This window comes from Streptomyces sp. NPDC045899 (genome assembly GCF_056431485.1).
Genome location: NZ_JBWKKP010000014.1, coordinates 1 through 24,379, shown reverse-complemented (window position 1 = coordinate 24,379; position 24,379 = coordinate 1). Strand labels below are relative to the sequence as shown.

The 24,379-nt window shown below is 72.9% G+C and carries 20 protein-coding genes; 12 read left to right on the top strand and 8 right to left on the bottom strand.

What is annotated here, in order from left to right:
• Positions 1-268: 268 nt before the first annotated feature.
• Together AC07FT_RS21480 and AC07FT_RS21475 are read right to left on the bottom strand one after the other, a co-directional pair.
• Entirely contained in the window at positions 269-820 is a 552-nt protein-coding gene (locus tag AC07FT_RS21480) for an ATP-binding protein (protein WP_479177636.1), read from the bottom strand.
• Positions 820-1,011: a DUF5999 family protein gene (locus AC07FT_RS21475; protein WP_471199727.1), complete on the bottom strand. Its 192-nt coding sequence runs from the start codon at positions 1,009-1,011 to the stop codon at positions 820-822. Before AC07FT_RS21475 ends, AC07FT_RS21480 begins: the two co-directional genes overlap by 1 nt.
• A 323-nt stretch (positions 1,012-1,334) precedes the next feature.
• Here AC07FT_RS21475 and AC07FT_RS21470 point away from each other — a divergent pair, with 323 nt between their 5' ends.
• Positions 1,335-3,716 (top strand): ATP-binding protein, encoded by a 2,382-nt coding sequence (locus tag AC07FT_RS21470; RefSeq protein ID WP_479177635.1) that lies wholly within the window; start codon positions 1,335-1,337, stop codon positions 3,714-3,716.
• Between the two features lie 162 nt (positions 3,717-3,878).
• Positions 3,879-5,780 carry a pyridoxal phosphate-dependent aminotransferase gene (locus AC07FT_RS21465; RefSeq protein ID WP_479177634.1) on the top strand — a complete coding sequence of 634 codons (1,902 nt, stop codon included), beginning with the start codon at positions 3,879-3,881 and terminating at the stop codon, positions 5,778-5,780.
• Positions 5,781-5,946: 166 nt separating this feature from the next.
• Here AC07FT_RS21465 and AC07FT_RS21460 read toward each other — a convergent pair whose 3' ends face one another.
• On the bottom strand, positions 5,947-6,411 hold the full coding sequence (locus AC07FT_RS21460) for a hypothetical protein (RefSeq protein WP_471199718.1): 465 nt from the start codon (positions 6,409-6,411) through the stop codon (positions 5,947-5,949).
• Between the two features lie 248 nt (positions 6,412-6,659).
• Here AC07FT_RS21460 and AC07FT_RS21455 point away from each other — a divergent pair, with 248 nt between their 5' ends.
• From AC07FT_RS21455 to AC07FT_RS21445, 3 genes are read left to right on the top strand one after another with little or no spacing between them, the layout of a single operon-like run.
• Entirely contained in the window at positions 6,660-7,520 is an 861-nt protein-coding gene (locus AC07FT_RS21455) for a helix-turn-helix domain-containing protein (RefSeq protein ID WP_479177633.1), read from the top strand.
• Between the two features lie 5 nt (positions 7,521-7,525).
• On the top strand, positions 7,526-7,762 hold the full coding sequence (locus AC07FT_RS21450) for a DUF397 domain-containing protein (protein ID WP_254748536.1): 237 nt from the start codon (positions 7,526-7,528) through the stop codon (positions 7,760-7,762).
• Positions 7,763-7,822: 60 nt separating this feature from the next.
• Positions 7,823-8,632 carry an SAM-dependent methyltransferase gene (locus AC07FT_RS21445; protein ID WP_479177632.1) on the top strand — a complete coding sequence of 270 codons (810 nt, stop codon included), beginning with the start codon at positions 7,823-7,825 and terminating at the stop codon, positions 8,630-8,632.
• Between the two features lie 57 nt (positions 8,633-8,689).
• Here AC07FT_RS21445 and AC07FT_RS21440 read toward each other — a convergent pair whose 3' ends face one another.
• Together AC07FT_RS21440 and AC07FT_RS21435 are read right to left on the bottom strand one after the other, a co-directional pair.
• Positions 8,690-9,850 (bottom strand): M20 family metallopeptidase, encoded by a 1,161-nt coding sequence (locus AC07FT_RS21440; RefSeq protein ID WP_479177631.1) that lies wholly within the window; start codon positions 9,848-9,850, stop codon positions 8,690-8,692.
• 169 nt (positions 9,851-10,019) lie between these two features.
• Positions 10,020-10,856 (bottom strand): MOSC domain-containing protein, encoded by an 837-nt coding sequence (locus AC07FT_RS21435; RefSeq protein ID WP_479177630.1) that lies wholly within the window; start codon positions 10,854-10,856, stop codon positions 10,020-10,022.
• 1,743 nt (positions 10,857-12,599) lie between these two features.
• Between AC07FT_RS21435 and AC07FT_RS21430 the strand changes: the two genes are divergently transcribed.
• Positions 12,600-13,832: a transglycosylase family protein gene (locus tag AC07FT_RS21430; protein ID WP_479177629.1), complete on the top strand. Its 1,233-nt coding sequence runs from the start codon at positions 12,600-12,602 to the stop codon at positions 13,830-13,832.
• 140 nt (positions 13,833-13,972) lie between these two features.
• On the opposite strand, the gene AC07FT_RS21425 is transcribed toward AC07FT_RS21430, so the two are convergent.
• Positions 13,973-14,701, bottom strand: a complete 729-nt coding sequence (locus AC07FT_RS21425; protein WP_479177628.1) for a DUF429 domain-containing protein — start codon at positions 14,699-14,701, stop codon at positions 13,973-13,975.
• Positions 14,702-14,816: 115 nt separating this feature from the next.
• Here AC07FT_RS21425 and AC07FT_RS21420 point away from each other — a divergent pair, with 115 nt between their 5' ends.
• Positions 14,817-15,443: a DUF4291 domain-containing protein gene (locus tag AC07FT_RS21420; protein ID WP_479177627.1), complete on the top strand. Its 627-nt coding sequence runs from the start codon at positions 14,817-14,819 to the stop codon at positions 15,441-15,443.
• 36 nt (positions 15,444-15,479) lie between these two features.
• Here AC07FT_RS21420 and AC07FT_RS21415 read toward each other — a convergent pair whose 3' ends face one another.
• Positions 15,480-16,454: an ArsR/SmtB family transcription factor gene (locus AC07FT_RS21415; protein WP_479177626.1), complete on the bottom strand. Its 975-nt coding sequence runs from the start codon at positions 16,452-16,454 to the stop codon at positions 15,480-15,482.
• Between the two features lie 213 nt (positions 16,455-16,667).
• Here AC07FT_RS21415 and AC07FT_RS21410 point away from each other — a divergent pair, with 213 nt between their 5' ends.
• The 3 genes from AC07FT_RS21410 (at position 16,668) to AC07FT_RS21400 (ending at position 22,105) form a co-directional block, all read left to right on the top strand.
• A complete protein-coding gene (locus tag AC07FT_RS21410; protein WP_479177625.1) occupies positions 16,668-17,927 on the top strand; it encodes an alpha/beta hydrolase family protein in 1,260 nt (419 codons plus the stop codon).
• A 73-nt stretch (positions 17,928-18,000) separates the two neighbouring features.
• Positions 18,001-18,426 carry a YchJ family protein gene (locus tag AC07FT_RS21405; protein WP_479177624.1) on the top strand — a complete coding sequence of 142 codons (426 nt, stop codon included), beginning with the start codon at positions 18,001-18,003 and terminating at the stop codon, positions 18,424-18,426.
• Between the two features lie 148 nt (positions 18,427-18,574).
• Complete coding sequence (locus AC07FT_RS21400) at positions 18,575-22,105, top strand: phosphodiester glycosidase family protein (protein WP_479177623.1); 3,531 nt, start codon at positions 18,575-18,577, stop codon at positions 22,103-22,105.
• Between the two features lie 54 nt (positions 22,106-22,159).
• On the opposite strand, the gene AC07FT_RS21395 is transcribed toward AC07FT_RS21400, so the two are convergent.
• Positions 22,160-22,699: a tyrosine-type recombinase/integrase gene (locus tag AC07FT_RS21395; protein WP_471199684.1), complete on the bottom strand. Its 540-nt coding sequence runs from the start codon at positions 22,697-22,699 to the stop codon at positions 22,160-22,162.
• 114 nt (positions 22,700-22,813) lie between these two features.
• Here AC07FT_RS21395 and AC07FT_RS21390 point away from each other — a divergent pair, with 114 nt between their 5' ends.
• Both AC07FT_RS21390 and AC07FT_RS21385 read left to right on the top strand, forming a co-directional pair.
• Positions 22,814-23,320 (top strand): metallophosphoesterase family protein, encoded by a 507-nt coding sequence (locus AC07FT_RS21390; protein ID WP_479177622.1) that lies wholly within the window; start codon positions 22,814-22,816, stop codon positions 23,318-23,320.
• A 251-nt stretch (positions 23,321-23,571) separates the two neighbouring features.
• Positions 23,572-24,379 (top strand): MFS transporter (locus AC07FT_RS21385; protein ID WP_479177621.1); only part of this gene is annotated, 808 nt, incomplete at its 3' end.

Sequence of the window (24,379 nt, the reverse complement as noted above, 5' to 3'; positions counted from 1 at the left end):
CAGTCCCCCTCGACCCCACCCACTGCTCACTGCACAAACTGCGAAAAATACGAAAACTACGCTACTCGGTGCGATCGTCAGGCTACATGAACCGTATGACGACGATCAATGACCTGCGCAAAGGCTCCCGAAAGTCCGGCGCCGGGCACAAAGAGGCCCGGGGACGGCCGGTGTGGTGAGGGCTTACACCGTTCCGCTCCCCGGGCCATGCGGTTTCACCGTGTGGGTACGAGGCGTGGAGTTCTCTATGGCGTCTCCTTTCGTCGGGTCACGGATCTGATCGAGTCACATTTCTCACGAGGTCACGCGGGGGCGCGTCACACCGGAACGGACCGGGGGCGACCGGTCCCGGCCCGATCGGGGTCAGGGCGTGGAGCTCGAACCAGACGACCTTGCCCACCGCCGTCGCGGTGCTGCCCCAGCAGCGGGAGAGCAGTTCCAGCAGATGGATCCCGCGCCCGCCCTCGTCCTGTTCGCCCGCCCGGCACAGCCGGGGGATTCCGCAGTCCTCGTCCGCGACCTCGCAGCGCAGGGCGCGGTCCGCCGCGCGGAGGGAGAACGTCAGCCGGATGGGGCCGCAGGCGTGCCGTACGGCATTGGTGACCAGCTCGCTCACCAGCAGTTCGGCGTCATCGATGTGGTCGTGGAGGGCCCAGGCGGTCAGCTGCGCGACGGTGAGGCGGCGGGCCCGGGGCACCGAGGCGGGTTCGGACGGCAGCAGCCACGAGGTCCCACCGCTGGTGGCCGGGGCGTTCCGGACCGGCCGACGGGCCGCGCTCATGGACGCGGGCGGGGCGATGGTGAGGGTGGGGACGTTCATCACGATTGGTCGGGGCAGGCCCGGGGGGCGGGGACGACACGCCCGTCGGGGAGCAGTTCGCCGGTGTCCGCGAAGATCACCACTCCGTTGCAGAGCAGGCTCCAGCCCTGCTCGGGATGGCAGGCCACCAGACGCGCGGAATCATGGTCGGGCGCGTCCGCGGCGGGACAGGGGGGCTGATGGAGGCACATGGCTGAACCTTCGCTCTTCCGCCGACGGTCGGCGGAACTCTTCCGAGGCATCCAGCATGGTGCGCCGCGGAGGGACGCAGCGAGGGGAGATATCCCCGCATCGGTACCCGATACCACCCCCGGACCCCCGGGGAGGTCACACCCGGCCACCCTCGCTCACCCCGGGTACGTCATCCGCACACCGTCCGCGCCGGACCGGTGACGGAGGGTCGCGGGTACGTCCCGCGGGGCATGCGACGGCCCCCGCCCAGGCATAGCCTGGTGGTATCGGCTCGGTCCGCGTGGGCGGGGTCCCGCCCACCCGAGGCTGGTTCGAGGCATCGATGGGCGCGGTGGCAACGGACATCTCGACCGGACGGCAGACCGGCAGGCTGCCGTCGGAGGTGACGAGTTTCGTGGGGCGTCGGCACGAGGCGGCCGAGGTCAAGCGGATGCTGTCCGCGTCCCGGCTGGTGACCCTCACCGGTGTCGGCGGTGTCGGCAAGACGCGGCTGGCCCTGCGGGTCGCCGAGGAGGCGCGCCGGGCCTTCCCCGACGGCGTCTGGCTCGCCGAACTCGCCGAACTGGACCATCCCGCGCTGCTCGCCCAGAGCCTCACCGAGGCCCTGGAGATCCGCGACCACTCCTCCCGCCCGCCGATGGACGTGCTGATCGATCATCTGCGGGAGAGGCAGATCCTGCTCGTCCTGGACAACTGCGAGCACCTGCTGCACGCCTGCGCACTGCTCACCGACCGGCTGCTGCGCGAGGCCCCCGGGCTGCGGGTACTGGCCACCAGCCGCCAGGTGCTGGGCATCGGCAGCGAGCAGACGCTGGCCGTTCCCACCCTGACCCTGCCCGACCCCACCGGGCCACGGCTGTCCACCGGGGCGTTCGCGCAGTGCGACGCGGTACGGCTGTTCACCGAGCGGGCCCGCGCGGTACTGCCCGGGTTCACCGTCACCGAGGCCAACCGGGACGAGGTGGAGGGGATCTGCCGACGGCTGGACGGCATTCCGCTCGGCATCGAACTGGCCGTCGTCCGGCTGCGCGCCCTGTCCGTCCACCAGTTGCTGGACCGGCTCGACGACCGGTTCCGGCTGCTGACCACCGGCTCCCGGGCGGTCCTCCCCCGCCACCAGACGCTGCGCGCGCTGATCGACTGGAGCTATGACCTGTGCACCGAGCGCGAGCAGCTGTTGTGGGCCCGGGTCTCGGTCTTCGCCGGAAGCCTGGACCTGGAGGCGGCCGAGGCGGTCTGCTCCGGCGACGGCCTGGTCCGCGAGGAGATCCTCGATCTGGTGACCGAGCTGGTGGACAAGTCGGTGCTGCTGCGGGAGGAACACGGCGCGGCGGTGCGCTACCGGATGCTGGACACCCTGCGCGCCTACGGCCGGGAGCGGCTGGCGGCGGCCGGTGAGGAGACCGCCCGGCTGCGCTGCCACCGCGACTACTACCGGCAGCTGGCGGCGGACGCGCGCGCCGCGCTGTTCGGCCCCGCGCAGGTCCCGTGGTTCACCCGGCTCCAGCTCGAACACGCCAATCTGCGCACCGCGCTGGAGTTCTGCTACGAGGATCCGGCGGAGACCAGCTGCGGTCTGGGGATCGCGGCCGATCTGCTCTACCACTGGATCACCAGCTACTACCTCAGCGAGGGGCGCCGCTGGCTGGACGACGGACTCACCGCCTGCTCCGAACCGAACGAGGTCCGGGCCCGGGCGCTGTGGACCAACAGCTGGCTGGCCATCATCCAGTCCGACACCGACGGCGCCTCCGCCCTGCTCAGGGAGGGCCGGGAGATCGGCGAACGGCTGGACCTGGAGCCCGTCCTCGCCTACACCGCGCTCTACTCGGGCATGGTCGCGATGTACCGGGGCGACGCCGACGCCGCCATCGCGCTCTACGAGGAGGCCGTCAGCCGCCACCGCGCCACCGGTGACCCGGTGGGTCTGGCCCTGGCACTCATCCGGCTCTCACTGGCCCACTCGTTCATCGGTGACTCACCGCGCGCCGTCGCGCTGGGCGAGGAGTCACTGGCGGTGTGCGACGCCTACGGCGAGGGCTGGCACCGTGCCTACACGATGATGGCGCTGGGGGTCGAGGTGTGGCGGCAGGGCGACACCGGGCGCGCCACCGCGCTGGAGCGGGAGAGCCTCACGTTCAACCGCTCGCTGGACGATCCGCTGGGGGTCGGGGTCAACCTCGAGGTTCTGGCCTGGATCGCGGCCACCGAAGGGGACTTCGCGCGGTCGGCCCGGCTGCTGGGTGTGGTCCGCACCGTCTGGCGGGCGGTGGGCGCCTCGCTGTCCGGCTACGGGCACCTCGTGCACTACCACGAGGAGTGCGAGGCCGCAGTGGGCCGTGCGTTGGGGAAACCGGCCTTCAACGCGGCGGTGAAGGAGGGCTCCCGGCTCTCCTACGACGAGGGGCTGGTCTACGCCCTGGAAGACGAACTGCCCACGGCGGAACCGGCGGTGGCCGAACGGCCGTCTCCCCTGACGCGCCGGGAGTCCGAGATCGCGCAACTGGTCGCCCAGGGACTCAGCAACAAGGAGATCGCCGCGTCCCTGGTGATCGCCCAGCGCACCGCCGAGGGCCATATTGAGCACATTCTGAGCAAACTCGGTTTCACCTCGCGTGCGCAGGTGGCGGTGTGGGTAGCGGAACAGGGCCGGGCCACGCCCACCGACGGGGAAAACCCGTCCGACTCCACCCCCGCGCCGTAGGGGGCGGAATTTTATTCGACTCAGGTTCCCTTGTCCTCAGTTTCTTCACAGACGACACGAAAATCGTTACCTGGCCCGCGTTCGAGGGATCATGCGTCAGGCTCGAGGGACGAGCCGCAACGGTCGTGTCAGCACGACCGACGCGACCGAGGAGGTCCCGACGTGACTGTTGCCCCAGTCGGCCATACCGGCGATGCCGCGGAACTGTTCCGCGGCACCGCCCACAGCCCGTCGTACTTCGCGCTCAACCGCGCCGGGGTGACGGGCGGCGGACAGGAGCTCGTGGACTTCTGCATCCCCTGCAACCCGTACTTCCCCACCCCCGCGATGTTCGCGGTGATGGCGGTCCGGCTGCGCGACATCCTCACGTACTACCCCAGCTCCGCGGAGACCATCACCGCCGAACTGGCCGACGTACTGGGGCTCCAGCCGCAGACCATGGCGATGGGCAACGGCTCGACCGAGCTCATCACCTGGATCGACCACTTGCTGGTCAAGGAGAGCCTGGCGGTGCCGATCCCCACCTTCGGCCGGTGGACCGACCAGCCGATGGAGACCGGCAAGCGGGTGGACATGTTCCAGCTGCCGGAGATGAACGGCTTCGCGCTCGACCCGTCGGCGTTCGTCTCCTTCGTGCGCTCCCGGGGCTCGCGGGTGGCCGTCATCTGCAACCCCAACAACCCCGACGGCGGACTGCTGTCCCGGCAGGCCGTGATCGCCATGATGGACGCGCTCGCCGACCTCGACCTGATCGTGATCGACGAGTCCTTCCTGGAGTTCGCGGACACCGAGGCGTATCCGAGCGTCGTGGACGAGGCCGTGCTGCGGCCCAATGTGATCGTGCTGCGCAGCCTCGGCAAGAACTTCGGACTGCACGGCGTCCGGTTCGGCTATCTGGTGGCCAACCCGGCGCTCGCGGTGCAGATCCGGTCCCGGCTGCCGAAGTGGAACCTCAACTCCTTCGCCGAGGTACTCGTCTTCATGCTGAAGCGGTACCGGCAGGAGTACATGGACAGCCTGCGCATGATCAGCCTGGACCGGCAGCAGATGACCACGCAGCTGGCCGGGCTGCCCGGAGTGACGGTCTACCCCTCGCAGGGCAACTTCGTCTTCGTCAAACTCCCCGCCGGGCTGGACGGCACCTGGGTCCGGGACCAACTGCTCTCCCAGCACGGGGTGCTGGTCCGCGAATGCGGCAACAAACTGGGCAGCAGCAGCCAGTTCATGCGGCTGGTGGTGCGCTCCCAGCCGGATGTGCAGCGGCTGCTGACCGGGCTGAGCACCGTGATGTACGGGACGTCCTTCTACGCGCCCCAGGTCAGCTGGGAGCAGCAGGCCCCGCTCAACCCCGCACCGCAGGCGCAGTTCGACTACCTCTACCAGCAGGCCCCGCAGCTGTCCGGCGCACCGGTGATGCCCGAACAGCAGATGTACCCCGCGGCCGCCCTGCCGATGGGCGGCGGCGCGGCGACCGGCTACCCGCAGGGCGACTACGGCGCGGGCTACGCGGTGCAGCAGCCCATGGCGGAGCTGTCCCCCGCCTATGTCGCCACGCCCCCGGTGCAGATGGCCCCGTACCCGGCGGCGATGGCACAGACACCGGCACCCCCGATGCAGTCCGCGCGCAGCCAGCTCGCCCAGCTCCAGGCGCAGTTGCAGGCCGAGCAGCTGGCCCAGGTCGGCCAGCAGGCTCCCGCCCCGCAGATGCAGAGGGCTCCGGCACCCCAGCAGCAGGGCCTCCAGGACCAGACCGGGCAGCTGGCGAGCGCGCTGGCCCAGACCTCGATGATGCCCCCGGCGCAGACCCGGACACCGGCCGCGGCCTACACGGCCCAGGACTCCCGGGAGGACACCACCATCGACCAGATCCCGGTCTACGGGCAGCCGGACACCGCCGCGCAGGAGTCCGCGGTGGAGCGGACCCAGGCCATCTCGTACGATCCCGCGGAACTCCGGGCCACCGCCCGGCCCGTGGTGGACGACGACCCCGACGGCACCACCCCGGCCCTCCAGCGCTATCCGCGCCCGGCCGCCTACCTCCGGACCGACGACACCTCGGGCTGAGCCAGGTCCTGTCCTCCCGGTCTTCGTGGATCAGGCCGCGGCGTCCGGTACCGGGCATCGCACGGCGGAGGGTCGTCCTCGTACCGGGCGTACCCGGATGACCCCGACCACGCGGCGAGGCGCGGTGCCAGGCGTCGCGGACCCGCGAGGACCAGCAGGACAGGACCTATGGCCGCCGGTCCTCGCGCGGCCAGGCCGGGGCCACCCCGGCCACCGCGCAGACCGCGATGTGCAGCAACAGCGGATGGGTGTACGGCTCGCGGTCGTCCGGCGAGTGCACCACCCGGGGATCCTCGTCCGCGGCGCCGGACCGGCCCTCGGCCGCACCGGACACCATGCCGCCGACCGCGTACAGCGCGATCGGCGGCCACTCCACCCCGACATCCGACTGCGGGGGCACGATCCACCACCAGCGGCCGCCGTGGGCGAGCACACATCCCGCCCGGGGCAGCAGATCCATCACCCGGCGCCCGTCGCTCTCGACCAGTCCGACGGCGTCGTAGTCGCGGCCCGTCCGCAACGCCGGTGGCAGCGCCAGCCGGCGGCGGCCTCCCGGCTCCGGACGGGATCCACGCTGCCGGAACCGGCCGCGGACGAGGCCGGGCAGCGCACCGGCGAAGGCGTGAGTCATCTACGGGCACATCGCAAAGGTCGGGCCGCTTGCGCCTGCGCGGAGTGCGGCGGCGTCACGGCCGCGGTCCGGGGCAGGGCCCGGCCACGGCTGCGCTAACGGGATCATGACGCCACTATGCGCACCGCCCCTCACACTTGGCAAGGGGCACTCTGGAATGTGCAGAGTCGCAAGTGCAGTGTGTCTGCGCCGTACTGAGCATGGCACACTGCGAACATCAGCAAGGGGGAGGTCAGGGGAGGTATCTGGTGAGCGAACCGCGGTCGGCCCCGACCGTGGGCCACGTCGTTCTCGGCAGGCGGTTGCAGGACCTGCGGGAGAAGGCCGGGCTCAAGCGTGAACAGGCGGCCAGGGTGCTGCGGGTCGCGCCCGCGACCGTCCGCCGGATGGAGACCGCCGAGGTCGCGCTGAAGGTTCCCTACGTACAACTGCTGCTGGACGCCTACGGGATCCGGGGCGCGGAGCTCGAGGCGTTCATCACCCTGACCGAGGAGGCCAACCAGCCCGGCTGGTGGCAGCGGTTCCACGACATCCTCCCGGACTGGTTCAGCGTGCATGTGAGCCTGGAGGGGTCGGCCGAGATGATCCGGGCCTACGAGCCCCATTTCGTCCCCGGACTGCTCCAGACCGAGGAGTACGCGCGCGCCGTGATGCAGACCGGCGCCATCGGCCGGGCGGCGCCGAGGGACGCCGAGCGCCATGTGGCACTGCGGATGGAGCGTCAGGCACTCCTCGTCCGCCCGGACGCGCCCCGGCTGTGGGTGGTGATGGACGAGACGGTGCTGCGCCGTCCGGTCGACTCCGCCGCGGTGATGCGCCGCCAGATCGACCGGCTGCTGGAGGCCACCGAGCAACCGCGCATCACACTCCAGATCACGGAGTTCGCCTCCGGCCACCACCCGGGCACCTACGGCCCCTTCGTCCTCTTCCGCTTCGCTGTCCCCGAACTGCCGGACATGGTGTACGTCGAGTACCTGACCGGCGCCGTCTACCTCGATGAACGTATCGAGGTGGCCGCCCATCTGGAGGCCATGGACCGTATGGCCGCACAGGCGGCAACCGCACGACGCACGAAGGAGATCCTGATGGATCTCCGCGAGGAGCTCTGATCTCGATGGATCGCATCTATAACGGCATGCGCGCGTCCGACCTCGGCAGCGAGGGCTGGCAGAAACCGTGGAGCGGTGGCAACGGCGGAAACTGCGTCGAGGCCCTGAAGCTGGACGACGGGCGCGTGGCGCTGCGCCAGTCCACCGATCCGGACGGGCCCGCTCTGATCTACACCCACAGTGAGATCGTGGCCTTCATCCAGGGCGCCAAGGCCGGCGAGGCCGACTTCCTCGTCTCCTGAACCCGCGCCCCGTCACCCCGTACACCTCCGCAGATCGCGCCGACCCCCATGGAGCGCAGCATGCCGGACCTGGATCCAGGGCCCACCCGGATCGACACCAGCAGACCACACCCCGCCCGCGTCTACGACTACATCCTGGGCGGCAAGAACAACTATCCCGTGGACGAGGAACTGGCGAAGCGGATGCTCGCCATCGACCCCACGGTCACGACCTCCGCCCGGACCAACCGCGCCTTCATGCGGCGCGCCACCGAATGGCTCGCCCACGCGGGCGTCCGCCAGTACCTCGACATCGGCACCGGCATACCCACGGAGCCGAACCTGCACCAGATCGCCCAAGCCGTCGTGCCCGACGCCCGGATCGTCTACACGGACAACGATCCCATCGTGCTGTGCCACGCCGAGGCGCTGCTGCGCAGCACACCGCAGGGGCTGACGCACTACCTCGAGGCGGATGTGCGCGAACCGGCACGGATCGTGCAACAGGCCGGTGAGGTACTGGACTTCGACCGGCCCATCGCCCTCTCCCTCATCTCACTGATGCACTTCATCGGGGACGAGGACGGCGCGTACGAACTGGTGCACCGTCTGGTGGAGGCGCTCGCGCCCGGCAGCCACCTGGTGCTCTCACACGCCACGTCGGACGTCGACCCGAAGGCGGGCGAGGAGGTGGTCGAGCTCTACCGGCGGTCCGGTGTCACGCTGCGGCCACGCTCCCGCACCGAGGTGGCGCGTTTCTTCGAAGGGCTCGAACCGGTGGGCTCCGGACTTGTCCGGGTCTCGGACTGGCGTCCGGACACCTCCGAGGAGACGCTGCTGCCCCCGGGCGAGCAGGTCACCGTGTACGCGGGCCTCGCGCGCAAGCGGTAGCCGCGCTCCGGCCGCCGTCTCGGCCGCCGTCGTTCCGTACGGCGGCGGCCACCCGCGCTACGCCCCCGGGTCTTCCGCGGCCAGGGCGTTCAGCAGACCGGCGGTGAACGCGGTGCGGACCGGGACGGGAGCCAGCACGGTGTGCTCGTGGCGCGCGTGGGCGCCCGAGCCGAGGGCTCCCAGGCCGTCGAGGACAGGCCGCCCGAGCCCGGCCACGAAGTTGCCGTCGCTCGCCCCGCCGACCGCCGTCTCCTCCAGGGCCCAGCCCTGCTCGGCCGCGACGGCGCGGGCCAGCCGGTACAGCCGCCGGGACCCCTCGTCGGGGACCATCGGCGGCCGGTTCCACTCACCGGTGACGGTCAGCCGCACCCGTGGGTCGGAGGGGCTGAGGGACCGCAGCGCGGCGTCGATCCGCGCCATCTCGGCGGGGTCGGCGATCCGTACGTCGACACCGCAGCTCGCCCGCGCGGCCACCACGTTTCGGCCGGTGCCGCCGCTGATCAGCCCCACGTTCACGGTGGTTCCCCGCTCCGCCGAGCCGAGCGCGGCGATATGCGGCACGATCTCGGCCAGGGCGTGGATCGCGCTGGCCCCGGCGAACGGGTCCAGCCCCGCGTGCGACTCCACACCGCGGGCGGTCACATCGAACAGACCGACGCCCTTGCGCGCGGTCTTGACCGCCCCGTCGAGCGACGCCTCGAAGACCAGGGTGGCCAGGGCGTCCTCGCTCAGCCGCTCGATATGGCGACGGGAGGCGGGGCTGCCGATCTCCTCGTCGCCGGTGAGCAGCAGCCGCACCGAGGGGTGCGGCAGCGCCAGCTCGCGCACCAGCCGCACGCTCCACACGGCCTGGACGATGCCGGTCTTCATATCGAACACGCCCGGTCCGCACGCCCGGCCGTCCTCCACCGCGAAGGGCCACTCGGCGAGCGTCCCGGCGGGCCAGACCGTGTCGTAGTGGCACAGCAGCAGCACGGTCCCCGGCGCGGTGCCGCGACAGGTCACCGCCAGTGTGTCGCCGTACTCTCCGCCATCGTGCCGCTCGGTCACGTCCGGTCCACCGAGCCGTTCGTCCACCCAGTCGCTGATGGCGGCGAGTCCGGCGGACAGCAGCCGCTTGTCGGTGCTCGGGGTCTCCAGCTCCACCAGGGTCCGCAGGTCGTCGATCATCTCGGGGAGCGCCCGCTGAGCGGCGGCGGCGAGCTCGGTGGGCGTCATCGAGGAGTCCTTCCCGGCGGGGGCGGCGGCGATCGGCCATGGGAGGAATCATGACGGAACACCCACCGGTTCCGGACGCGCCGGAGCCCCGTCGCGCTCGAGACGCGGTGGAGGGCAGCGCGCAGCCGCTCGCCAGGCGCACCACGTGGCGGCGACAGACCGGTCGGCCTCACTCCCCCGGAGGCGGCCCGTCCCAGCTCCGCACGGCCAGCTCGTCCCCCACGGCGAGGGTGCCGGTGCGGATCACGGAGAAATTGGTGCCGAAGAGGGTGCCTCCGCCTTCGGGCGCCCTGCGGTAGCGGGCCAGGGTGCGCAGCGGCTCCGGCCCCGCCTTGACCCCCTTGGCCTGATCGACCGTGGTGACCACACAGCGGACGGCCGATTTGGCGAAGCCCAGCTCGGTGTCACCGATGGCGAGCCGGCGGACCCGGTCCTCCGTGTGCGGCTCGGTCCATCCGTCGACCACCACATTGGGGCGGAAGCGGGTGATCGGCAGCGGTTCGCCACCCTCATCGGTGATCCGCCGGTTGAGCTCGGCCAGGCTGGACCGGGAGACGATGTGCACCGCGTTGCTGTCGGCGTAGCCCGAGGTGCCGGGGGTGAGTCCGGCGGCCACCCGCGCGTGCTCCGGCGGCACCCGCATCAGTCGGCAGCCCACGCCCAGTGCGTCCGACAGCCACGCGGCCACCTCGTCGCCCTGGTCGATGCCCTGGTACGGCGAACCGAACAGCTCGACGTCGCGCCGGGCCGACACCGTGTCGATGCCGATGTTCAGCTCCCCGGCGCCGGGCGCGGTCAGGGTGAGCCGCTCACCGTCGTCGTCCACCCGGGGGTGGATGAGCGCGAGCACCGGATGGCGGCGCTGGGTGCGGTAGACCCCGTCCTCGTCGGTCACCATGAAGGAGCGGTCATACGGCAGACCGGCCTCCCCCAGCGACGCCTCGGTCAGGGACACTCCGGCGCATCCCTTGATGGGGTAACTGATCAGCTCAACGACTCGGGCCACACCGGCACTTTACCCGGGGCTCCGGCCAGACCGTCATGACCTTGGTCACGGCCGCCGACCGGGCCGGGACCAGGGAAGACGCCACGGGAACGGGCACCGGGTCTCCTGAGCACGGAACACTGCGGGGACGCCCGGCCGGGTCCGCTGAGGGGTCCGCGAACGGATCTGCCGCCCTCCGGCCATCCCCGGGAAGCACGGGCGAACGGCCGGACGGCCCACCGCCCGGGGTCCGGCGGGCGTCTCACGGCACGCTCCGGCGCCCTGTGCGCCCCCGTGATCGCGTCCATGGAGAAAGCGTAGCGCCGAGTACGACGGCAGGCAGACCGCAGCAGACCCAGAACGACCGGCATATGGCGTAGGCGCGCTACGCATCCCACTGCCGTGATCCCCCGGCGTACGGTTTCCCGGAGCGAGCGGCGGAGCCGTACGGAAATGGCGGCACCGGTTGTCGCCCGGCTCCCGATCGCGCGGGACGCGGGGGTGAAATTCTCGGGGCCCCGCCGACGGGCGGCCCCCGGGATGGCGTGGAGAAGTGGAGGTGTACCAATGGTATGACCGGCGACGCGGTTCCCGCTATACGCGGTCCACGTGATTCTCCGCCAGATTCCGGCACCGCGCCGGGACTCCGTTTCCGGGAGATCCGCCACCCGTACCCCGGCGGCACGGACTCGCCCACGGCCGACAAGCCGTCGGGACAATGGGTAAACGGTACGTCAAGTCGCTATCCCCACCTGGGGTCCGACGACGGCCAGGAGCCCGGAACGCCTTCCCCTCCGGCCTCGGCCGGAGCAGGACGGCCCGCGTACGGACGGCCGGTCCCCGGACCGTGGCCCGCAATCCCGCCCGGCCCGCCAGGAGTTCCCGTCCGGAATCCCCGGCCGACATGGGTGCGTTCAGCCGGTATCGGCACCCCAGGGCGCCCGGCCCGGCCCCGGCCACCTGCCCCACTGTCGTACCGCCATCGGTCCGCGCGCCCGGCGGCGCCACCGGGCCCTCGGCGCTGCCGCCCTCCCGGGGACTCCCGCGCTCCCCCGTACCGCACGGCCGTTCCCCATTCCCGCCGCCATTCCCACCGGCTCCCTTCTTCTCTCTCCGCTCTCCTCCGCCGCAGCGGTACGGCCTTCTCCGTGCTCCCCTCACCGCACCGGCTTTCCGTGCCCCGGGCGAAGCAAGGAACGGTCGGTTCCGCCGCGGACGGCAGGGTTACGGCCGGGCCGGCCCGAGCGGGCCCGTCATGTGACCGATCTTGTCCAGGAGGCACGGCAATTGCGCTACGGAAGATCCAGTCCCCCCGGAACGCCCGGTACGGGACACCGCATTGGGCCGCCGAACTCCGATGCGAGGACCAACCATCCTTCACTCACGGGTAATTCACCGAGCGTCCACCGGGCATCCGTGACGGATCACCGGGAAACGAATGCGGTGGAATAGCGGGGCCGACGCGCTCGGCCCGAAAATCGTTTTCATCAACGCCCGGACCGTCCACCACGCGGAGATCACCGGCACGGCCGTGCCAACGCCCCCTCCGCCGCGGCCGGGTCCGTGCGCCCCCGACCCTCCACGCGCCCGCTCATGCGCAACTGAGGGAGCATCAGCCCCACGGGGGGCGCGACCCGGCGGCGCACGGCGATCCATGAGGCCCCCTGCGCCTTGTGACCGCCCGAGCCCGGCTGCGGTACTCATATCGCCCACCGGGGCCTCCGGAGGGCGAGTCGAGAGCCGTTGTGGAGAGGAACCAGCCCCATGGCCGTACGAGGAAGTCACCGTCGCTCCACGGCGCACAGCCGGGTCTCCCCGCTGCGCGCCGCGCTGACCGCGGGCAGCGTCGGCATCGTCCTGCCGATCCTCGGCACCGGCGTCGCCGCGGCGGCACCGGTCGACACCTGGGATCGGGTGGCCAAGTGCGAAAGCGGAGGCAACTGGCGCATCAACACGGGCAACGGCTACTACGGCGGGCTGCAGTTCGCGCAGCACACCTGGGCCGCCTACGGCGGTACCGCCTACGCCCCGCGCGCCGATCTGGCCACCAAGGGCCAGCAGATCACCGTCGCCGAGAAGGTCCTCGCCGCGCAGGGCCCGGGAGCCTGGCCGGTGTGCTCGGCGCGCGGGCGGCTGACCCGGTCCGGCCCGCCCGCCGCGGTGGCGAACCGCGGCGGCTCCCGGAGCGCCAAACCGCCGTCCCCACACCGTGCCGCGCGTCCGGCGGCGCCCCATCACAAACCCTCGGCCGGAGCTCCCGGCAAGGGTTCGGCGGGATCGTCGGGGAAGACACCGGGCCGGCACGCCGGGAAGCCGCGCACCCAGCATCCGGCCGGACGGAGCACGACCTCCGGGTCATACGCGGTGGTGCGCGGCGACACGCTGTCCGGCATCGCACGGCGGTCCTCCGTCAACGGCGGCTGGCGGGCCCTCTACCGGGCCAACCGCGCCACCATCGGCGTGGATCCGGATGTGATCCGACCCGGGCAGCGGCTCGCCCTGCCCTCCGCCCCGGTCCGTGCGCACCGCTCCGCGCCGCGGCGCGCCACACCGGCCGCCTCACGCCACTCGGCCCCGCGGAAGTCCGCCACCGGTGTCCACCAGGCCCCGGTCACCGGCCCGGTCAGCGCCGCGTACGGGACGCGCGGCGGGCGCTGGGCGTCCGGACAACACACCGGCGTGGACTTCGCCGTGCCGGTCGGCACCCCCGTCCACGCGGCCGCCGGGGGCCGGGTGGTGGCCGCCGGATGGGGCGGTGCCTTCGGCTACCAGGTGGTCATCCGGCACACCGGCGGCCTGTACACCCACTACGCGCACCTGTCGGCCGTGGGCGTACGTGCCGGGCAGACCGTCGAGGCGGGCCGCCGCATCGCCCGCTCGGGGAACACCGGCAACACCACCGGACCGCATCTGCACTTCGAGGTGCGCACCGGGCCGGGCTACGGATCCGATGTGGACCCGCTGGCCTATCTGCGGGCCCACGGCATCCACACCTGATCCGACGGCATCCGCCCACCCCCGTGACGCCGCGGTCGCCGCGGCCCCAGGGACCACATCCGGGGGTGGGAAGGGAGGCCGCCCGAGGCACGGCTCGGGCGGCCTCCCGCCGTCGTCGCGGCGCAACCGGGCCCCGGCGCTCAGCACCAGATGGCGACGGGCAGCCCGGCCTCCGTCAGCTCGGGCGGATCCGGCAGGCTCCGGGCGGTCCGGCGGGCGATGCGATGGGCGCTCCAGGCCGCCGCAGCGGCGTCCAGGAGATCGTCGGCCGGCACCCGTCCGGCCGGACCGAGTTCCTCGGGCAGGACGATGCCCTCGGCCACCAGCAGCCCACGGCGCACCGCCTGGCCGTTCCAGCTCTTCTTGCTCCAGGCCACCGGCTGGGAGCCGTTCATGGCGGCGAAGGAGACCTCGGGATGGACCTCGTGGAGCCGGTGGTCACCGCCGTCGCGGCAGGCGTTGGCCTCGCGCAGCTTGGCCGCGAGACCCCAGGTCTGACGGCTCATCCCGCGCCCGGTGATGCGGCGGCAGCACTGGTTGGCCGCGGCGTAGTCCTCCTCCAGCCAGACCTCGCGCGGGGGCACCGGGAAGACCCGGGACCGGTGCGGGGCCATCTCCGAGACGGCCAGTGTGTCCGCCCGCCGCTCACCGGTCTCCAGCAGCCCCAGCGGCATGTCGACGGCCACCACGGTGGCCTCCGGCACCCGGGAGAGCAACTCGGCCAGTCCGGTGGCGGTCCCGGCACCGGCGAACGCGCCCGCGCGGAGGGTCACCGCCACCCATCCGGTGGGACAGGCGTCCACCCCCACCACGGTCGCAGCGGCACCGGAACCGGGAACGGCCTGCGGAACGTCGCGTCGGGAACCCATGGGCGGTATCCGACCACGAGCCGGGCACGGGCGGACAGCCGGCAGGGCACATCGAACCCGTCCGGGTCGAAAATCGCTGGCCGGACGGTGGCGGACCGGGCCACCCTGGGTGCCCATGGAAGAAACGCACCACCACGGGCCGGTGGAACCACACCGGCCCCGCCATGAGATCCGCGCGCTCCACACCGCCGCCACGGTCACCGTGTACCAGGCGTACGGGCCGCACATCGGCCGTCCGGCGGCCCGCGAGGGCCGGTTCCCGGCCACGTGGAAGCGCGACCGGATGACCTGGATCAAACCGTCGTTCCTGTGGATGATGTACCGCTGCGGCTGGGGTGAGAAAGAGGGTCAGGAGACCGTCCTCGCCGTCGAGATCACCCGGGAGGGTTTCGACTGGGCGCTGCGCAACGCCTGTCTGTCGCACTACGTGCGCGGGCTGCACCCCGATCAGGGTTCCTGGCAGCGGCAGTTGCGGCGGTCGCCGTCCCGGGTCCAGTGGGATCCGGAGCGCGATCTGCGGCTGCGGCCCCTGCCGTACCGCTCCCTCCAGCTCGGGCTCTCCGGTGAGGCGGCCCGCCGCTACGCGGACGAGTGGACGGTGGCCATCACCGATGTCACCCCGCTCGCCCGGGAGATCCACGCGCTGGTGCGCGCGGACGAACTGGACGCGGCGGCCGCACTGCTGCCCGAGGAACGCCCCGTCCCGGTGGACGACGCGCTCCTGGCCCCGCTGCGCGCCTGAGCGCACGGACCGCCGACCGGCTCCGGGGGGGGAGTCTCATCCCTCCGCACCGCTCCGGCGCACCAACAGACCCGCCAAAGCGGTGCGTCGGTGCAGCACCGCACGTCCCGCGCGGACGGTGGTGATCAGCCCCGCACCCCGCAGCGCGGCGGTGTGGGCGGAGACGGTGGCGTTGCTGACGCGCAGCCGACGGGCCAGCTCACCGGTGGTGTGCGCGCGGGCCAGCAGGAGCAGCATCTCGACACGGGTCCGCCCGACCACCGCGGCCAGCGCATCGTCGTCCGCCCCGGCCACCGGTGGCGCCGGCGGGACACCCGGCCCCGCGGCGTAGGTCAGCACCACCGGCCGGCCCGGCAGATCGGAGATGAGCGGGCCGCCGGTCCAGTGGAACGTGGGCAGCAGCACCAGACCCCGTCCGTCCAGGGCGATCCGCCGCTCCACCGGTGCCGCGATCTCCCAGCCGCTCCCGTCCCAGCGGGCACCGGGAAGGAGGGCGGCCACGGCGGCGCCGACCCCGTCCTCGGCCACGGCCAGGGCATGCCGGCTGAACTCCTCCCGGTGCAGGTCCTGTACATGCGACCACACCGGGCGCACCAGGCTCTCGAACGCCGCCCGCTGGGCCCGGCCCAGCAGGTGCCAGCCGCCGGGCCCGCCCCGGTGCAGTTCGTGCAGCCACCCTGGGGCGCGACGCGGATGAGCGGCGTACACCCGCTCGATCTCGGAGCGGACCAGGGCACGCGGTGTGGCCCGGACGCTCGCCAGACCCTCGTCGAGATCGTCGTGGAACACATCGAGGAACACGGGCGCGACCGCGGCCGGGACCAGGTCGCCCAGCGGCTGGACGGCCGCCGGAAGACCGCGCAGCGCCCGCCGCCGCCAGTGGCCGAAGAGCAGCTCGCCGTCGGTCCGGCACATCATGCTCAAGGCCACGTTCAGCTCCTGCAGCGGAGCGGGACGGGGCGCGAACCGCACCTGGGCCACATCGGCGGCCGTACCGTGGATCCGGATCACTGCTCCCCCTGACGGCGCCGCACCAGCCTTGAGGCCAGGGCCTCAAGGCTCGCCCGTCACCCCCGCGGCGGCCAGGATCCAGTTCACCGGCCGACGGCACAAGGACCGGCGTCACACCGACCACCCGGGCCAACGGGACCGGTCGGCCCGACACGGCCACCCGCGCCCGCAGGACCGGTCGATCCGTCCAGGGGACACACAGGGAGAACGCCCATGACACACCGGAACGTCATCGACGGCGAGAGCCGCGCGGTGAGCCGACGGGCCGTCACCACCTCGGCCGTACTGGCCACCGCCGCACTGCTCACCCGCGCCGCGGGCACGGCCCGGGCCCGCGGCACGGGCCACGGCGGCGGTCCGACCGTACGGCTGCCCGCACCGACCGGACCGCACCGGATCGGCGTCACCACCCTGCATCTGGTCGACCACACCCGGCGCGACCCGTGGGACGAGGCCATTCCGGTGCGGGAGCTGATGGTGACGGTGTGGTACCCGGCCCGCGGCCACGGCGGCCCGGTGGCGCCCCAGATGACCCCGCGCGCCGCCCGCTCGTTCCGGAAGACGGCGCCGCTGCTGCGCCCGGGACTGCCGTCGGAAGGGGTGGACTGGGCCGCCACCGCGACCCACGCCCACCCCGACGCGCCCGCGCGGCGCGCTCCGTGCCCGGTGCTGCTCCACAGCCCCGGTGGCGGCGACCCCCGCACCCTGGGCACCGGACTCGCCGAGGACCTGGCGAGCCACGGCTTCGCGGTCGTCGCGATCGACCACCCCGGCGACGCGAGCGAGGTGGCCTTCCCGCGCCCGGCCCCCTACCGCAGGACGCTGCTGCGCCCGACCGTCTTCCGGGGAGACCCCCGGATGAACCCGCCGCAGTTCCACACCGCGATCGCCGCCCGGGTCGCCGACACCCGGTTCGTCCTGGACCGGCTGGCGGCACTGGCCGCGGGCCACCACCCCGGCACACACCACCGCCCCCTCCCCGCGGGACTGCCCGGTCTGCTGGACCTGGAGCGGACGGGCGTCTACGGGCATTCCGCCGGTGGCACCACCGCGGCCGAGGCACTGTACGAGGACCGGCGCCTTGCCGCCGCGGTCAACCTCGAAGGCTTCCTGGACGAGGCACCGACCGCGCCGGACCGGCCGGGGGAACCGCTGCCCATCGCCCGCCACGGCACCGACCGGCCACTGCTGCTGATGCGGACCGACGGCTTCACCGAGCGGGCGGCGCTGGAACGCTCCTGGTCGCCCTTGCTCGACCGCTCGGGCGGACGGATCGCACAGGCACAACTGAACGACGCGGCGCACTGGGTGTTCACCGACTACGCGGCACTCCTCCCCCAGCTCCAGGCCGCCGGACTGATATCCGCCGAAACCCGGAACCGGCTGATCGGCACCATGGACCCGGAGTGTTCCGTCCCGGCCGTACGCGAACGGGTGCGCGCGTTCTTCGTCCGGCACCTGTCGGCCCGCTGACCGACAGCAGGACGTCCCGGGGCCCGGCGCTCCCCGGGACGATCCCCTCTGCCCCACCCGTCACAATGGACCCATGTCCCAACGCAAGCGAGCGCCACGGCCGCCTCGCCGCACCACCCCCACCGCCTGCCCCTGCGGGCTGCCCGCCGACTACGACGACTGCTGCGGACGACTGCACCGCGGACAGGCCCGGGCAGCCACCGCCGAACAGCTGATGCGCTCGCGCTACAGCGCCTTCGCCGTCGGGGACGAGGCATACCTGCTGCGCAGTTGGCACCCCGACACCCGACCGCCCCGGATCGTCCTGGAGACCGGGACACGCTGGACCGGTCTGGAGATCCTGGGCACCACGGACGGCACCGCCTTCCACTCCACCGGCACCGTGGAGTTCCGCGCGCACTACACCGAAGGCGGCCGTGCGGGTGAGTTGCACGAGAACAGCCGGTTCTCCCGGCACGACGGCGACTGGGTCTATCTCGACGCCCTGACCAGCGGCTGACGCCTCTCCCCCGGCCGCCTCACCCGCCGGCCCGGACAGATGTTCCCCAGGATGTCGCCGACGCCTTCTGGTGCCCGGTCAACTCCGCCGCGATGCTGGGGCGCTGTGCGTGTGAACCACGCGAGCCCCATGGCCTCAGGGAGTTGCCATGCGTCCTGTCGCGTTCACCAGACCCCTGGCGGTGCTGGCCGCGGTCTCCGCCCTCGTGGCGGGCACCGCGGGACCGGCCGCCGCCGATGACACCCGCGCCCCGGCCCCCGAACCCCTGGCCCGCGACGCGGCCGAGATGCTGCGCCCCATCGCGCCGCCACCGCCCGCCGCCGCGGAGGGCGAGAAGGGCGCCGCTGACACCACCCCCGTGGCCGGCGGCGACGGTCTGCAGACCGCCCGCACCTCACGCCCCGTCGCCCCCGGCGTCGAACTGACCTCGTACGACCGACTGGAGTCCGACAAGTGGCTGCGGGTCGACTCGCTGTCGGTGGACCTCACCGCCGGGTCCGGGGTCGACTATCTGCACCCCGAGAAGGTCGCGAAGCGCGAACCGGTCTCGAAGCTGGCCGCCGGACACGACCCCGGACCGGGCCGCCGCACGGTGGCCGCGATCAACGGCGACTTCTTCGACATCAACCAGACCGGGGCCCCCGAGGGCATCGGCATCGGCGACGGACAGGTGGTCAACTCCGCCTCCGCCACCGGTCCGGGCAGGGCCGTCGGCATCGGTCCGCAGGCCGCGGGCCGCCTCCTCCAGCTCTACTTCGAGGGCACCCTCACCCTGCCCGACGGCGACCACCCGCTCGCCGCACTCAACGCCGCCAACGTCCCGGCGAACGGCATCGGCGCCTACAACGCCCAGTGGGGCGAGGCGGACCGGGCCCAGACCGTGGACGGCGCACGGCGCACCGCCGAGGTGGCCGTGGTGGACGGCAAGGTCAGCCGGGCCGCCTCGGCCCCCGGCAAGGGCTCCGTCCCGGCCGGTACGACACTGCTGGTGGGCAAGGACGCCGGGGCCGACGCCCTCTCCGCACTGGCCGTCGGCGACGGCGTGCGGATGACGTACCGGCCGCGCGCCGCCGACGGCGACCTCCCCCGCACCGCCGTCAGCGGCCGGGAACCACTCGTCGTGGACGGCAGACCCATCGGCCACGAGGGCGAGGGCAACAACACCGCGGCACCCCGCACGGCCGTCGGCTTCTCCCAGGACGGCCACCGTATGCAGGTGATCACCGTCGACGGACGGCAGGCCGACAGCGGCGGGGTCACCCTCACCGAACTGGGCCTGATGATGAAGGAAGCGGGCTCCTACGGCGCGCTGAATCTCGACGGCGGCGGCTCCTCCACCCTGGTGGCCCGTGAACCCGGCAGCGACCGTACCCAGGTGGAGAACAGCCCGTCCGACGGCAGCGAACGCATCGTGCCCAACGGACTGGCCTTCACCGCCCCCGACGGCAGCGGACGGCTCAAGGGCTTCTGGGTGGAGACGGCGACCGACCCCGCCGAAGCCCCCACCGCGGACCCGGTCCGCGGTGGCCACCCCGAGCGGGTCTTCCCCGGGCTGACCCGGCACCTCACCGCCGCCGGATACGACGAGACCTACGGACCCGCGACCGGCGCCCCCCACTGGCGGACCGCCGACCCGCGCGTCGGCCGGGTCTCCGCCGACGGCACCTTCACTGCCCGCCACGGCGGTACGACCACCGTCACCGCCCGGCGCGGCTCAGCCCGCGGCGCACTGAAACTGACCGTGCTGGACCGCCTCGACCGGATCCGGCCCACCACCCGGCTGCTCGGACTGGCCGATGCCCGGTCCACCGGCCGCTTCGGGATCGTCGGACTGGACGCGCACGGCGCCGGCGCCCCCGTCGAACCGTCCGACGTCCACCTCGACTACGACCACACGCTGTTCACCATCACCCCCGATACCTCGACCGGCTCCTTCACCGTCGCGGCACGCGGCGAGGAGGCCGCGGGCCGGGTGACGGTCCGCGTCGGCAACGCCAGCACCGTGCTCGCCGTCACCGTCGGACTCCGCGAACAGCGGGAGGCGGCCTTCGACGACGCCGGCCAGTGGACCTTCAGCCAGGCGCGCGCCTCCGGTTCGGCCGAGGCCACACCCGACGGACATACCGGCACCGGGCTGAAGCTGACCTACGACTTCACCCAGTCCACCGCCACCCGCGCCGCCTATGTCACCCCGCCACGGCCGATCGACGTGGAGGGCCAGCCGCAGTCGTTCGGCCTGTGGATCAAGGGGGACGGCAAGGGGGCGTGGCCCACGCTGCACCTCAAGGACGCCGCGGGTTCGGACCAGTTGCTGCGCGGCCCGTATGTGACCTGGACCGGATGGAGACATATCGACTTCACCGTTCCGGCCGGGGTCGCCTACCCGCTGACGGTCCACCGCTTCTACCTCGCCGAGACCGGCCCCGCCCGGCAGTACACCGGGGGCATCGTCATCGACGACCTGACGGCACGGGTGCCGCCCGCCGTCGACCTGCCCGCGCAGTCGCCCGACCCGGATCCGCTGATCGACAGCGCGGCACGGACCGGGAAGCGCGACTGGCGGTTCGCGGTGATGTCCGACGCGCAGTTCGTGGCACGCGAACCCAACAGCCCCATCGTCGCCCAGGCCCGGCGCACCCTGCGGGAGATCAAGGCGGCCCGGCCCGACTTCGTGGTCATCAACGGGGACCTGGTGGACGAGGGCTCGCCCGCCGACCTCTCCTTCGCCCGGACCGTGCTGACGCAGGAGCTCGGCGCCTCCGTCCCCTGGACTTACGTGCCCGGGAACCACGAGGTCATGGGGGGACGGATCGACAACTTCACAGCCGAGTTCGGGCCCGCACACCGCACCTTCGACCACCGCGGCACCCGCTTCATCACCCTCGACACCTCCAGCCTCGGACTGCGCGGCGGGGGCTTCGACCAGATCAAGGAGTTGCGCGCCCAGCTGGAGGCCGCCGCCCGCGACCGGGGCGTCGGCTCGGTCATGGTGATCGAGCACGTCCCGCCACGCGATCCCACCCCGCAACAGGGCAGCCAGCTGAGCGACCGCAAGGAAGCCGCGCTGCTGGAGAACTGGCTCGCCGACTTCCGCCGGACCAGCGGCAAGGGCGCGGCCTTCATCGGCGCCCACGTCGGCACCTTCCACGCCTCACGGGTGGACGGCGTCCCGTATCTGATCAACGGCAACTCCGGCAAGTACCCGGCCACCCCGGCGGACCGGGGCGGCTTCACCGGCTGGTCGATGGTCGGGGTGGACCACGTACCGCCGAAGGCGCGGGCCGAGGCGCGCCGCGCACCGTGGAAGGGCGGGCCGGACTGGGTGTCGGTCCAGACCCGGCCACATGTGGACGGGCTCACCGTCACCGCCCCGGCCCGACTGCCCGCCGGACAGGACGCCACGGTGACGGCGGAGCTGATCCAGGGCGAAGGACCCAGCGCCCGGCGGGTACCGGTCCGGTTCCCGGTCAGCGCGGACTGGCGCGGTTCGGCCACCCTGTTCATCGGCGATCCGGCCCACGCCGGGCGCCGCCATGTGGCGGCGTACGACCCGGTGAGCGGCACCCTGACCGCGCTGCGCCGGGGAACCGCCACGCTCACGGTCGAGGTCAACGGCGCGACGGCACAGGCACGTTTCTCGGTGACCGCACACGCCGTGACGGTCGCCGCGGCCGCGTAGCCCGGCCGGAAGGGGCGGGGTCGCAGGCGCGGCCCCGCCCCGGATGCGGAACGCTCAGCCGTCCCAGGCGCGGCGGACCTGTTCGAAGCGGGTGGGCAGCGGGGGCCGCCGCGCCGCGTACCGCGCGTTGGTGCGGTGGGCGAACCGGCGCCAGGAGAGCACCAGTCCCTGGCGGGTGATGGGCAGCCCCGCCGCCACCGTCACCCCGTGGTCATGGGTGTGGTGCACCGTCAGCAACAGCGCGTCCGGCACCGACCCCTCCAGCTCGGCACAGAGCTCCCGGCGCACCCGCAGCCAGCGGCGCAGCACCAGGACCGTGCCGGGATCCAGCCCGTGACGGCGCGGCACACGGTGTTTGCCGTGTTCGAGCGTCACCCATCCGGCGTCCAGGTCGAGCGCCCGGACCGTACAGCGCAGCAGGCCGCCGTACCGGGCGCCACTGGCCCGGGCGAGCCCCACCACGACCGCGAGCCGCACGGTCTCCGGTTTGGCCCCCTCCTCCATGGCCTGGACGGACAACAGCCGCCACACCCACTCGGCCTCGGCCGCCGAGACCGGTGGCCGTGGGTACCGGTCCTCCGTGGTGTCCGCCATCGCCGCCTCCCCGTCCGTCGGTTCGCTTGACACACTATTTCATCCCGGGGGCGGAGACGGTCGGCCCACCGCGGGATGCGGTCGGCGCGGCGGTCCGCGCGGTACGGTCGCCCCGTGCGTCTGCTCCTGATGTCCGACACCCATCTGCCCCGGCGTGCCAAGGTCCTGCCGCGGGAACTCCTCGACCGGCTGCCGGACGCCGATGTGGTCTTCCACGCGGGCGACTGGGTCGACACGGCCACCCTGGATCTGCTGGAGGCGCGGTCCCGGCGGCTGATCGGCGTGTACGGCAACAACGACGGGCCCGGACTGCGGGCGCGGCTGCCCGAGGTGGCCAGGGTGGAGCTGGACGGGCTGCGGTTCGCCGTGGTGCACGAGACGGGGGCGGCGCGGGGCCGGGAGCGGCGCTGCGCGGAGCTCTTCCCCGAGGCGGATGTGCTGGTGTTCGGCCACAGCCACATCCCGTGGGACACCACGACCGAGGACGGGCGGCTGCGACTGCTCAATCCCGGCTCCCCCACGGACCGGCGCAGACAGCCCTACTGTACGTTCATGACAGCCGCGATCGAGGCCGGCCGGCTCACCGCCGTGGAACTGCACCGGCTGCCGCCCCGCCGCTGACCGATCGCCGCTTCGCCCACGGGCGTTCCGGCCCGTTCCCCCCGTCCGTCCTCGTCTCTCCTTCTCCCTTCAGCCCCGCGTTCGTCCTGTTCCCGCGGGTGTGAAGGAGTGCATGAGGATGAGGGAAGGCGGTCCCGCCGCGCGACGGCGGTCACTGGCGGCCGTGTCGTCAGGGGTGTTCTGCGTCCAGCTGGACGCGTTCGCGCCTGATGGCGGGCGCCGGGCGGCTGGGCGATCTGCTGGGACGGCGCATGGTGCTGACGGTGGGTCTGATGGTGTTCGGGGTGGCCTCGCTGGTGTGCGCGCTGGCGCCGTCGCTGCCGGTGCTGGTGGCCGCACGGCTGGCACAGGGCGCGGGCGGCGCGCTCACCATGCCGGTGGGGCTGGCGCTGCTGACGAACGCCTATCCGCCCGGGGCGCGCGGCCGGGCGCTGGGGTGGGCGCTGGGCGCCGGGGGTGTGGCGACCGCGTGCGGTCCATTCGTCGGCGGTGTGCTGACCGGGGCACTGTCCTGGCGCGCGGTGTTCTGGGTGAATGTGCCGGTGGCGCTGATGGCCGCGGCGTGGGCGGCGCGGGCGTCGGATTCGCGCGACACCGCGGCACCGCGGAGCGTGGACGGGAAGGGCCTGGTCACGCTCACCGCGGCGGTGGCCGGGCTCGCGGTCCTCGTCGACCGCGGTCCGGTGTGGGGCTGGTTCTCCGGCCGCGTGGTCCGCACGCTGGCGCTGGCCGCCGTGGCACTGCTGGTGTTCGTCCGGTGTGAGCGCGCCGCGGCGCATCCGCTGGTGGGGCCCGGGCTGTTCCGCAACCGACCGTTCGTGGTGCTGACGGCAGCCGGGGCGGTGGCCAATGCCGCGACCGTGGTGTTCCTGTTCGTGGTGCCGCTGGCGCTCCAGGGCCCGTGGGGACTGTCGGCGGCGGGGGGGGGGGGGGGGGGGGTGCTCCCCCCCCCCCCCCCCCCCCCCCCCCCCCCCCCTTCCCCCCCACCCCCCCCCCCCCCCCCCGGGGCCGTAGACGGGGTGGTGTTTTTGGGGTTGGGGGGGGAGGGGGGTCTCCGCG

Excerpts from the sequence above, each read along its gene's own strand:
- AC07FT_RS21470 (WP_479177635.1), top strand. The coding sequence starts at position 1,335 with ATGGGCGCGGTGGCAACGGACATCTCGACCGGACGGCAGACCGGCAGG.
- AC07FT_RS21405 (WP_479177624.1), top strand. The coding sequence starts at position 18,001 with ATGTCCCAACGCAAGCGAGCGCCACGGCCGCCTCGCCGCACCACCCCC.
- AC07FT_RS21475 (WP_471199727.1), bottom strand. The coding sequence starts at position 1,011 with ATGTGCCTCCATCAGCCCCCCTGTCCCGCCGCGGACGCGCCCGACCAT.
- AC07FT_RS21420 (WP_479177627.1), top strand. The coding sequence starts at position 14,817 with ATGGAAGAAACGCACCACCACGGGCCGGTGGAACCACACCGGCCCCGC.
- AC07FT_RS21425 (WP_479177628.1), bottom strand. The coding sequence starts at position 14,701 with ATGGGTTCCCGACGCGACGTTCCGCAGGCCGTTCCCGGTTCCGGTGCC.
- AC07FT_RS21480 (WP_479177636.1), bottom strand. The coding sequence starts at position 820 with ATGAACGTCCCCACCCTCACCATCGCCCCGCCCGCGTCCATGAGCGCG.
- AC07FT_RS21460 (WP_471199718.1), bottom strand. The coding sequence starts at position 6,411 with ATGACTCACGCCTTCGCCGGTGCGCTGCCCGGCCTCGTCCGCGGCCGG.
- AC07FT_RS21395 (WP_471199684.1), bottom strand. The coding sequence starts at position 22,699 with ATGGCGGACACCACGGAGGACCGGTACCCACGGCCACCGGTCTCGGCG.
- AC07FT_RS21430 (WP_479177629.1), top strand. The coding sequence starts at position 12,600 with ATGGCCGTACGAGGAAGTCACCGTCGCTCCACGGCGCACAGCCGGGTC.
- AC07FT_RS21450 (WP_254748536.1), top strand. The coding sequence starts at position 7,526 with ATGGATCGCATCTATAACGGCATGCGCGCGTCCGACCTCGGCAGCGAG.
- AC07FT_RS21445 (WP_479177632.1), top strand. The coding sequence starts at position 7,823 with ATGCCGGACCTGGATCCAGGGCCCACCCGGATCGACACCAGCAGACCA.
- AC07FT_RS21440 (WP_479177631.1), bottom strand. The coding sequence starts at position 9,850 with ATGACGCCCACCGAGCTCGCCGCCGCCGCTCAGCGGGCGCTCCCCGAG.
- AC07FT_RS21410 (WP_479177625.1), top strand. The coding sequence starts at position 16,668 with ATGACACACCGGAACGTCATCGACGGCGAGAGCCGCGCGGTGAGCCGA.
- AC07FT_RS21400 (WP_479177623.1), top strand. The coding sequence starts at position 18,575 with ATGCGTCCTGTCGCGTTCACCAGACCCCTGGCGGTGCTGGCCGCGGTC.